This window comes from Vibrio alginolyticus NBRC 15630 = ATCC 17749 (assembly GCF_000354175.2).
GTDB lineage: Bacteria > Pseudomonadota > Gammaproteobacteria > Enterobacterales > Vibrionaceae > Vibrio > Vibrio alginolyticus.
On sequence record NC_022349.1, the window covers coordinates 2,429,028 to 2,439,709 of the forward strand.

A 10,682-nucleotide genomic window follows, 5' to 3' on the forward strand; every position below is an offset into this window, starting at 1 on the left:
AATTACCTGTCTCTTTTTCCTACCCAGCGCTAACCTTATCTCAAATAGTCAGGAGAAGTGGCTCATTTTTATCTTTTTAACTTTTTGAATGTCGATACAGGTACGCGGCATTCACCATTCTCCGTTATGCATTTTTTTAATTTCTAATGGAGGATTAATCATGCTAGTTGCACGTCTATTTTTATTGCTCGCCATAGTTGCCGAAGTGGCTGGCACCAGCACTATGTCTCTTATCGGACAAGGGCACGGGTGGTGGGGCTACATCGTAATGTATGTGCTGATCGCAATCTCTTACTACTTCCTCGCATTTGCCGCGAAGAAAATATCTATCGGTGTGGCATACGCTGTCTGGGAAGGGTTAGGTATCTCGTTGATCACCGTGGTGTCGATCATCGCCTTTGATGCCAACTTAAACCATCAAGAGTTGTTTGGTTTGATGTTAGCCGTTGTTGGCATTGTGTGTGTGACCTTAGGGGAATCACATGGTCAACCTAACGCCAAGAAAAATGCCGATAAATCGGCAAAAGAACGTTCATTTTCTACTAGTACAAGGTGCGAATCATGAGTCAATTTTTTACGATGTCATTTGGATTTGTCGTGATGGCTGCCTTGGTCGATATCATGGCCAATATGGCGCTGACACGCTCAAAAGGTTTTAAATATAAAGGCTGGGGCATTGCGGCGATTGTGTTGGTACTGACAGCATTCACGCTGTTGGCACAAGCGGTGAAAGAGATCGACTTAGCCATTGCTTATGCCTCTTGGGGTGCGATCGGTATCTTGGGTACCGCAGTAGGTGGAGCCTTGCTGTTTAAGCAGAAACTCAAACCAATCGGCTGGTTTGGTATCTTTGTGGTGATTGCTGCCGTCGTGGTGATGAAGACCGCTTGATGTAATTTAATGAATGCTAGATATCGTCATTCTGAGTAGCAAGAGACGAGTGTGATTCAGAATCTACCAACAAAAAGTGCTGTGGAAGAGGGGTTTTCTCTGGCTTCACAGCACCTTGATATTAGATTCCTGATCTCGCCTAGGCTCGTCGGAATGACGGACTCATTCATTTTTAAAAAGAACAGAGGCCAATCCTAAAGTTCGTCATTTTGAACAGCAAGAGACGAGCGTGATTCAGAATCTACCAACAAAAAGTGCTGTGGAAGAGGGGGTTTTCTCTGGCTTCACAGCATTTTGCTATTAGATTCCTGATCTCGCCTAGGCTCGTCGGAATGACGGATTCATTCGTTTTTTGGAAAGAACTGAGGCTAATCCCAAAGCTCGTCATTCTGAACAGCGAGGGACGAGCGTGATTCAGAATCTACCAACAAAAAGTGCTGTGGAAGAGGAGTTTTCTCTAGCTTCACAACACGTTGATAGTAGATTCCTGATCTCGCCTAGGCTCGTTGGAATGACGGATTCATTCGTTTAAAAAGAACCGAGGCCAATCCTAAAGCTTGCCATTCTGAACTGCGAGGGACGGTCGTGATTCAGAATCTACCAACAAGAAGTGCTGTGGCAGAGGAGTTTTCTCTGACGTCATAGCATGTCGATATTTGATTTCTGATTTTGCTGAGGCTCGTCGGAATGACGAGGTCTTTCTTCTCGCCTTAAACAATGAAGCTTGCGCCTTCTTCTGCGCTAGAGACGTTTTGGCGGATCACGCTAAACAAGCCTCGTCCCCAGGTTTGTTGGGTAGATTCGGTGTCGAAATGAATCAACTCGCGACCAGTGGTATCGCTTAAGTTGTTCAGTTCGCCCGTTTGGCAATCAAGGCGAATCAAATCACCGTTGCGCACCAAACCAATCGCGCCACCACGAATGGCTTCTGGAGAAACATGAATCGCAGACGGAATTTTACCTGACGCGCCAGATAAACGACCGTCAGTAACCAACGCCACTTTAAAGCCCGCTTTTTGCACGTTACCTAAAATTGGCATCAGCTTGTGCAGTTCAGGCATGCCGTTTGCTGCTGGGCCGTTGTGTGTGACTACAACGATGCAATCTTTGTGCAGCTCACCACGTTTGTACGCGGCTTCCACTTCATGTTGGCATTGGAATACGATCGCTGGTGCCACAATCACGCGTTGCTCTTCTTTCACCGCAGACACTTTCACCACGGCTTTGCCTAAGTTGCCAGTCAATACGCGAGTGCCGCCAGTATTTTGGAATGTGGCGTCTGGTTTGGCGATCACGTCACCGTCTTGGCTGCCTTGGCACGATGTCCAGGTCAGTTGGCCATCGACAAGGCTCGGTAGCGTCATTTGGTCTTCAAATTCACCAAACACGGGTTTCACATCGCGATGCAAAAGCTCGGATTGGTTCAAGCGGTGCAATAACGCTGGCACGCCCCCCGCGTCTTGGAACGCGTTCATATCGGCTGGGCCGTTCGGGTAAACGCGCGCTAATAAAGGAACCACATCCGACAGATCGCTGATGTCTTGCCAGGTGAGCAAGATGCCAGCAGCACGCGCCACGGCGATCATATGAATGGTGTGATTGGTGCTGCCGCCAGATGCAAGTAGAGCGATGATGCCGTTGACCAAGCTCTTTTCTGTGACCACCTCGGCCAGCGGACGGAAGTGTGCAGAACCCGCCGTCATTGAGGCGATTTTCAGAGCCGCGTGATTGGTTAACGCTTTACGCAGTTGGGTATGGGGATGAATGAATGCCGAACCTGGCAGCATCAAGCCCATGGCTTCGAACACCAACTGGTTGGTATTGGCGGTGCCGTAAAATGTACACGTACCCGCAGAGTGGTAAGCGCGACACTCCATATCCAGCAGAGCGTCTTTGCCGACTTCTCCCGCTGCGTATTTTTGGCGCACGTCGACTTTCTCTTCGTTGCTGATGCCTGTTGCCATCAGACCCGCTGGCACAAACGCCGTTGGTAGGTGTGCGTAAGACAGCGCGCCCATCAGTTGCCCCGGTGCGATTTTGTCACAGATGCCAAGCAGTAATGTGGCATCAAAGACATTGTGACTCAAAGACAACGCCGTTGATTGCGCAATTAAGTCACGCGAAAACAGCGACATATCCATGCCTGCTTGACCTTGAGTCACCCCATCGCACATCGCTGGCACACAACCTGCGACTTGCGCCGTATGGCCGTAGTCCGCCAGCACTTTTTTGATTTGTGCTGGGTAGTCTTGGTACGGCTGGTGGGCGCTCAACATGTCGTTGTAGGCGCTGATCAGCGCGACATTGGCATGAGTAAAATCGAGAATATTTTTCTTTTCAGAAGAGCAAGAAGCGGCGACTGCATGGGCTAAGTTACCACAAGATAAACCAACACGGCCTTTGCCAGCTTCGGCTTGCACTTCGGTGCGAGCAAGAAAGGCTGCGTGCGCTTCACGGCTGCGCTCGGTCAAGCGTTGTGTGACCTCAAGAACAACAGAGTGAGTCATTACGCCACCTCGATCGCTTGCATTTTGATTAGCTCAGCGGCAGAGCGTTCCACCACGTCGCTGATGTCTCCGTCGATACTGACGATCAGAGTTTGAGGCTCGTTGTCTGGGCGCTCTAGTGTCTCGAATTGGCTCTTCACCATGTTTTCTTTCATGAAGTGGCCTTTGCGCATACGCATGCGATTAAGGATCAACTCCCTATCGCCATCAAGGAACAGGAAGGTCACGTTGTTGTTGCCTTCGCGGATCTGATCGCGGTAAATCTTTTTCAGTGCTGAACAGACAATAATGCCGTGTTCGTTTTTGCTTTCTAGGCTGTACGCCGCATCACGAATGCGTTCTAGCCATGGCTTGCGATCATCATCGTTCAGAGGCTGGCCCGATGCCATTTTCTGAATGTTCGCTCGTGGATGAAGATCATCACCATCAATGAATTTACGCCCTAGCTTTTTCGCTAGATGCTCACCAATTGTGCTTTTACCACTAGCACAAACGCCCATAACGATGACACTACTACCAGCCATAACTTATCCTCATAACCAAATTTGCGCGTGATCTCAATTTTTGAATTCACTTTAAAATATGGGTTTATCTTATTCATGTTATCGGTAACATGTTACCGGTAACTGAAATAAATGTGAACCATAACACAAACAATAATTCTTAAAGGTGAACCTATGGAGCAATTAACCCAAGCCCCAGATCCTACGTTCCTACTGACGATTGCAGGCCTTGCCATTGCAGCGTTACTCGTTCTGATCATTAAACTGAAAGTCCATGCTTTTGCTTCCCTTACTATGGTGAGTTTAGGTACGGCAATCGCCACTGGCGTTCCTTCAGAGAAAGTCGTATCGACCATGATGGGCGGCTTCGGCGGCACGCTAGCTTCCGTGGCATTGCTGGTTGGTCTCGGTGCGATGATCGGTAAAATTCTTGAAGTGACTGGCGGTGCGAAAGTGCTGGCAGACACTTTGATTGGTCGCTTTGGTAAAGAGCGCGCACCATTTGCTTTGGGCGTCGCTTCATTACTGTTTGGCTTCCCAATCTTCTTCGATGCTGGCCTTGTAGTGATGATGCCAATCATCCTAAGTGTGGCGGCTCGTTTTGGTGGCTCACCAATTAAATACGCGTTGCCTGCAGCTGGTGCTTTTGCGGTTATGCACGCGTTTGTTCCACCACACCCAGGTCCGGTTGCAGCGGCAGAATTCCTTGGCGCAAACATCGGTCTGCTATTGGTGGTGGGTATTTTGGTTGCTATTCCAACTTGGTACCTTGGCGCTTACCTATTTGGTTTGTACGCGGGCAAAAAATTCGATATCCCACTATCTAAAGCCTTCTTTAATGGCGAAGCGATGGTGGATGAGCGCAACGCACCAAAATTTGGCACGGTTATGACCATCCTTGTGCTGCCAGTCCTGCTAATCTGTTTGGATACGGTATTGAACACACTGGCGGTTGCGGGTGTGATTGATGGCAAAACGGCACTGGTTGAGTTCCTACGTATGCTAGGTAAAACCCCAGTTGCGTTGCTGATCACTTTGATTGTCTGTCTGGCTGTGTTTGCCAAAGACTACGGCATGGCAAAACTAGAAAAATTATGTGGTGAGTCATTGGCTCCTATCTGTGGTGTTATCCTAGTCACGGGTGCAGGTGGCATGTTTGGCGGCGTACTGCGTTCAAGTGGTATCGGTGATGCACTGGCTGACGTTCTTACAGACACAGGTATGCCTGTGATTGTGGCGGCGTTTGTGATTTCAACCTGTCTGCGTGTTGCTCAAGGCTCGGCAACCGTAGCGCTAACCACTACGGCGGCTCTTATCGCGCCGGTTGTGGCAGCATCAACAGGTTTGAGTGAACTCGACCTTTGCTTTATCGTAATCGCGATTGCGGGTGGTGCAACGGTACTGTCTCACTTCAATGACTCTGGTTTCTGGTTGGTATCTCGTCTGCTTGAGATGGATGAGAAAACCACATTAAAAACTTGGACGGTAATGGAAACGTTACTTGGCGGTATCGCGTTTATTATCGTCGCAACATTAAGCTTTATTCTTTAGAGGTTCCCCATGACAACACTTGAACAACGATTAAGAGAAATCAAAATCGTCCCAGTTATCGCAATCAACGACGTAGCACACGCTCTGCCACTGGCAAAAGTGTTGGTAGAAAACGGTTTACCATGTGCGGAAGTGACATTCCGCACCGAAGCGGCGGCGGAGTCGATTCGCATCATGCGTGAAGCGTACCCAGAACTGTTGATTGGCGCGGGCACCGTTCTGACCACAGAACAAGTCGACATCGCAATCGAAGCTGGCGTGGACTTTATCGTTAGCCCAGGCTTCAACCCAACCACAGTGAAATACTGTCAGCAACGTGGCGTGACTATCGTACCGGGTGTAAACAACCCAAGCTTGGTTGAGCAAGCGATGGAAATGGGTCTGCGTACGTTGAAGTTCTTCCCTGCTGAGCCATCAGGCGGCGTAAACATGCTGAAAGCACTCACGGCGGTTTACCCAGTGGAATTCATGCCAACAGGTGGCGTAAGCCCATCCAACGTGGAAGATTACCTAGCGCTGAAATCGGTTGTAGCTTGTGGCGGTACGTGGATGGTGCCAACCGCAATGATGGACAACGGCGATTGGGAAGGCATTGCTGAATTGGTTCGCGCAGTTAAGTAAAACGCACAAACGGCTCCGAAATACCCCCGAACGTTAGAAAACGTGATACGAAAAAGGGTCATCAAGTTACTTGATGACCCTTTTTCTTTTTGGAATGAAGCAGCTTTAGAAGTGATGCTTCATAAAGCGCTTAATAAAGCGAATGAAATCTGCTTCGGCTAGCTTCGCGCACTTCAATGTTTGAGCGTGAGACAATTCTACATCTCCCAAGCCTTCTGCCATGTTGGTGATCGCACACACTGCCAATACGGGTAAGCCGCAATGCGCCGCAGAAATCACTTCTGGCACGACCGACATGCCCACGACATCACCACCGATGATTTGCATCATGCGGATTTCGGCTGCGGTCTCAAAGTTGGGGCCTGTGTAAGAGACAAACACGCCTTCATTGAGGTGAATGCCATTGGCTTTGCCGACTTCAAACGCTTCTGCGCGCAGGTCTTTGTCGTAAACATTGGCGAGGCTGAAGAATCTCGGGCCGTACTCTTCATCATTCGGACCGATCATTGGCGATTCAGGCATGGTGTTGATGTGGTCATGAAATACCACCAGAGAACCGACATCAATACGCTCAGGGCGAAGGGAGCCTGCCGCGTTGGTGACGAGCAGAAACTCACAGCCCAGCTTTTTAAAGGTGCGCACGGGCGTGGTCATGACCTTCATTGAGCCGTGTTCGTAGTAGTGACCGCGACCTTTCATGCACACTACGTCTACGCCGCCCATGGTGCCAAGTACCAACTCACCAGAGTGGCCTTGCACGGTGCTAACCGGAAAGCCTTCGAGCTCTTCGTATGGAATGACCACTTTGTCTTGTAGTTCGTCTGCCAATACGCCTAAGCCAGAGCCTAAAATAAACGCCGCTTTAGGTTGGAAGTTTGGTTTGCGTTCGCGAATGGTTTGTAGTGCGCCGATTACTGGATCGTGATTCATGTTAGTCACCTTCTGGTTGTGTGTTGATTCCATTGTGTGACTTTCTGCGCTGGTTATCTTTGCTTTATTCGCTACTATCATCCTTAAAAAGAGGATGATGAAATTCGCTAGGACTCAATGCATGAAGTCAGAACCATTTGAGCGCGTGACGCTGAAGATGCTGCGTTACTTTTACGAGGTCGCACAAACCAAGCATTTCACTAAGGCGGCCGAGAACCTCAATATCACCAATTCGCCGTTGAGCAATCGCATCAAAGAGTTGGAAGAGGTGCTTAACGTCAAACTGTTTGAGCGCGATTCAAGAAATGTCATGCTGACGGAGGCCGGGCGATTGTTGGAGTCCAAATGCCAACTGATTTTTCAGACCTTGGATGTCTCGCTCAATCAAGTGCAGCAAGTGGGGTTGAACCAGAGAAATATCCTGCGAGTTGGTGTGGTAAGTAGCGCATTTTGGGGCGGATTTGATCGTCTGTTACAGCGCTTCCATGCTGAGCATGACACTTATCACGCCGACATTTTTGACCTTAACCCAGAGACGCAAAAGAAGCATCTGAGCGAGAAGAAAATCGATGTGGGCATTGTGCGTTTTGCTGATGCACTCAACATTTATCCGTATCAGTCGGTATCTTTGGGCAAAGATGTGTTTGTGGTGGCGGTGTCGGAGCAACATGAGTTAGCCAGCAAATCTTTGCTGCGGCTCCAAGATTTAAAGACGTGTGAGTTTGCGTTTATGAGTTTGGCGAATTCTGCCTCGGCAAACTTCATCATCAATGCCTGTCTGCAAGAAGGCTTTTCACCCCATATTGGCAAACAAGTGGTGGAGCCAAGCACCTTGATGGCGTATGTGGCAAACAGCAATACCGTGACGTTGGTGCCGTCGACGTTTTCTCAGCATCATTGGCATGGGATTCGTTTTATCAAGCTGAAAGAGTCACTGCGTGCAGACTTGTGTCTGATTCATGATGGTAAGCAGGAGAGTGCTATCAAAGCCGAGTTTATTCGCACGTTATTGGAGAATGCGAGTTAAGCATGGGCTAACAAAAAAGGTCACCCTAAGGTGACCTTTTCAAATGATTCGCTGAAATCAGCAATGCGATTAGAGCGTAATTAACGCATCGTTACAAACTACCAACACGGGTTGTTTCTGAAATAAATCTGGAAAGGTGCATAGGAAGAGGCTTTTGAGCCTTTTCCAGAAAAATTGGCTATTGGAACGATTTTTCCAAAAATCCGAACTCAACCTTACCATTATTCCAGAGTAAATCGTCCTACTTTCCGCCTTTTGTTTTCAATAGGTACTTTTATAAGGTTGGTGGAACTATGATCAGAATCTAATGTCAGATGAAAATACGAGCAATGTGTAATTTACTGTGTAATAATTAATTTAAAGAGTCCCAGAAAGGCGTATCAACATGTCAGATTATAAGAAGTTGAACAATCACCCGTTAGAACTTGTTCTCGTAGAGGTGAGATACTCACCAATTCTAAATGTGAAGAAATACATCCCAGAACTACACGATCAACTTCGTGGAGATTTTCCGAACTTCAACACTGTAGTTGATAAAGCGGTGAACTTTAATAATGACCAAGTAGATTTTTCAAACATAGAAAGATGGCTATTTACATCCAAAGATGGTCAACGAGTTGTTGACATTGATCAGAATAGAGTCGTTTATGCAACGACTAAATACGATCGGTTTGATGGGTTTCAGGAAGATGTTCAGCAGATAGTTGAGGTCTTGAAAAATATTGTTAACCCGTCGATTTACACTAGGGTGGGTCTACGTTATTGCGATAACATTACATCGTTAGATGGGGGGGATGCTGGATTATCAGAGTTAGTCGTTCCTCAGTTGTTGTTTGATGATACATTTAGCAATATCGGTCAAAAAGGCTTTAAGCGTCAAGAATACTTAATTGCAACAGGGACAACACATCTTGTAATAAGAACCGTTCAGACAGTTACGCCTAATGTCTTGCCTGAAGATCTCGTTTCAATAGGCTTAAAAGTCAAAGCAGATGAAACCGCTAAACTGAGGCTTCTTTTAGACTTTGACCACTTCTGGCAAGATTCAAATAACCCGAAAGACTTTGAAGTTGATAATATTCTAGAAACGTTGTCTGGTTTACATGAGGCTTCGAGAGAAGCATTTTGGAATGCGACGACTCCGTACGCAAGGAATGAAATATGGTTGTAGCAGATCACGCATACGCTGATTATGACGTAAGTAAAATCAAAAATTTAGCGGTTTCTGGTCAGCATGCCGTTCAATCAGCAGCACATAGTACGTACCAGAGCCCTAACGCTACGGAGATTTTTGATCTTATTAATTATCGTTCAGGGCAGCATAAGTATTGGACCCATACTAAGACAGATTTCCACGACGTTCTTGTTGAAGTTAGTACGACAGACGTTTTGACAGTGTCGCCTCAACAGAATCTATTAGTCAAACGATTGAACGAGTTAAAAAGTAGCCTTGGATTAGCAGATGAAGAATTAGCGAGTATATTAAAAACAACTCGTAAAACACTTCATAATTGGCAGCAGGGCAATACCAAACCAAACAAAACAAAATTGTTACGGTTGGTGGATCAGCATAATCTTTTGAGCAAGTGGTTAAGCAACGGATATCCAGATATCGCCACATTGGATATTGAAGAAAAGAACCAAATCTTGCATAAGTTGCAACAAGATGAAGTTGATACTGATGACGTCTTGTACTTCGGTTCTGGTTTAATGTTGACTAGTGACTTTGACGTGATCGACGATCCCTTTGCGTAGGTAGGTGATATGAACTTTGGAAGTACTTTAGAGACCAAAGGTTGGTTGCAAGGCTGCATTATTCCAAAGGAGCAAGCTGTTGTTTTATTGGGACATGAAAATACTACGTGCATAGATGTCAATAAGGCTGGGCTAGTAGACGATAACTTTGTGCTTGTCGTTGCCTCTCAGTCTTGTGATATAGCGAGGGATGAGGTTCCTTCGGTACAGTTGCTTGTTGCGAGGGTTATTGAAGTTAGAGACCCTCAAAAAAGTTACAACGCCCATCCTAGAATTCTTGATACTCACGTAACTCAAGTTCGTGAAGATGGACTGCAAGAGCTTTCACTCAGAGTTAGCATATTGGAGAAAGTCTTTACTCCAAAAGAAAACCTGATTGATATTGACTATCTTGATGGTATCTCTTGGGGTATTCAAGAAGAGAGAAGTTATAGGAACTGGTTGGGAGAACATTATGATAGGCCCGCGTTGCCAACGTCGTTTAATGATCTTTTAAAGCGTTCTGAGAGCAAGCTAAAGAAAGCTGCGAAGCAGTCCAATGATCACCTGTATGGGATTTACATTCGCCTCAACCCAAATCGTGAGCTTTTAGAAGGTGAACGCTATGACGTACAATTATTAGGTGCACTGACTAATGATGGTGATGCTAAAACAGCTCAGGATAGAATAGAGCGTTACAAAGATATCCTTAAAGGGGCAGGTATTAATGTCACCCATGCTCTCGTTAAAGAAAAAAAACAGATTAGCATGGCTACATTGGAGGGGATGACTAGATTCCATTTGGACTATTTGTCTTATCGGAACGATACCGAGGAATTTCCTGCCGAAGTAAGCCCCGGAATCTAGATACAAGCACCACGTGCAACCATTTCTCACGCAGGTTGTGGCCCACACATT

11 protein-coding genes are annotated in these 10,682 nt (G+C 46.8%); 8 read left to right on the top strand and 3 right to left on the bottom strand.

The window, feature by feature from the left end; translation table 11 throughout:
- Positions 1–160 precede the first annotated feature (160 nt).
- On the top strand, positions 161–565 hold the full coding sequence (locus tag N646_RS11170; RefSeq protein WP_017821127.1) for an SMR family transporter: 405 nt from the start codon (positions 161–163) through the stop codon (positions 563–565).
- Complete coding sequence (locus N646_RS11175) at positions 562–891, top strand: SMR family transporter (protein WP_005478614.1); 330 nt, start codon at positions 562–564, stop codon at positions 889–891. The genes N646_RS11170 and N646_RS11175 overlap by 4 nt, the downstream gene beginning before the upstream one ends.
- A gap of 710 nt (positions 892–1,601) precedes the next feature.
- Here N646_RS11175 and edd read toward each other — a convergent pair.
- Together edd and N646_RS11185 are read right to left on the bottom strand one after the other, a co-directional pair.
- Positions 1,602–3,398: a phosphogluconate dehydratase gene (edd, locus tag N646_RS11180; protein ID WP_017821126.1), complete on the bottom strand. Its 1,797-nt coding sequence runs from the start codon at positions 3,396–3,398 to the stop codon at positions 1,602–1,604.
- Positions 3,398–3,922 (bottom strand): gluconokinase, encoded by a 525-nt coding sequence (locus N646_RS11185; RefSeq protein ID WP_005379140.1) that lies wholly within the window; start codon positions 3,920–3,922, stop codon positions 3,398–3,400. The genes edd and N646_RS11185 overlap by 1 nt, the downstream gene beginning before the upstream one ends.
- Positions 3,923–4,075: 153 nt before the next feature.
- Here N646_RS11185 and N646_RS11190 point away from each other — a divergent pair, with 153 nt between their 5' ends.
- A complete protein-coding gene (locus tag N646_RS11190; RefSeq protein ID WP_012841240.1) occupies positions 4,076–5,452 on the top strand; it encodes a GntP family permease in 1,377 nt (458 codons plus the stop codon).
- Positions 5,453–5,461: 9 nt separating this feature from the next.
- Complete coding sequence (locus tag N646_RS11195; protein ID WP_005394384.1) at positions 5,462–6,073, top strand: bifunctional 4-hydroxy-2-oxoglutarate aldolase/2-dehydro-3-deoxy-phosphogluconate aldolase; 612 nt, start codon at positions 5,462–5,464, stop codon at positions 6,071–6,073.
- Positions 6,074–6,178: 105 nt separating this feature from the next.
- Here N646_RS11195 and xapA read toward each other — a convergent pair whose 3' ends face one another.
- Complete coding sequence (xapA, locus tag N646_RS11200; protein ID WP_017821125.1) at positions 6,179–7,003, bottom strand: xanthosine phosphorylase; 825 nt, start codon at positions 7,001–7,003, stop codon at positions 6,179–6,181.
- Positions 7,004–7,124: 121 nt separating this feature from the next.
- On the opposite strand from xapA, the gene N646_RS11205 reads away from it, so the two are divergent.
- The 4 genes from N646_RS11205 to N646_RS11220 all read left to right on the top strand — a co-directional run bounded on the left by N646_RS11205 (position 7,125) and on the right by N646_RS11220 (position 10,631).
- Positions 7,125–8,030, top strand: coding sequence for a LysR family transcriptional regulator (locus tag N646_RS11205; protein WP_005379156.1), 906 nt, complete (start codon positions 7,125–7,127; stop codon positions 8,028–8,030).
- 385 nt (positions 8,031–8,415) lie between these two features.
- The gene (locus tag N646_RS11210) at positions 8,416–9,201 is read left to right on the top strand and encodes a TIGR04255 family protein (protein WP_017821124.1); all 786 of its coding nucleotides are present in this window, start codon (positions 8,416–8,418) and stop codon (positions 9,199–9,201) included.
- Entirely contained in the window at positions 9,192–9,785 is a 594-nt protein-coding gene (locus N646_RS11215; protein ID WP_017821123.1) for a helix-turn-helix domain-containing protein, read from the top strand. The genes N646_RS11210 and N646_RS11215 overlap by 10 nt, the downstream gene beginning before the upstream one ends.
- Positions 9,786–9,794: 9 nt before the next feature.
- Positions 9,795–10,631 carry a hypothetical protein gene (locus tag N646_RS11220; protein WP_017821122.1) on the top strand — a complete coding sequence of 279 codons (837 nt, stop codon included), beginning with the start codon at positions 9,795–9,797 and terminating at the stop codon, positions 10,629–10,631.
- The last annotated feature ends 51 nt before the right edge of the window (positions 10,632–10,682 follow it).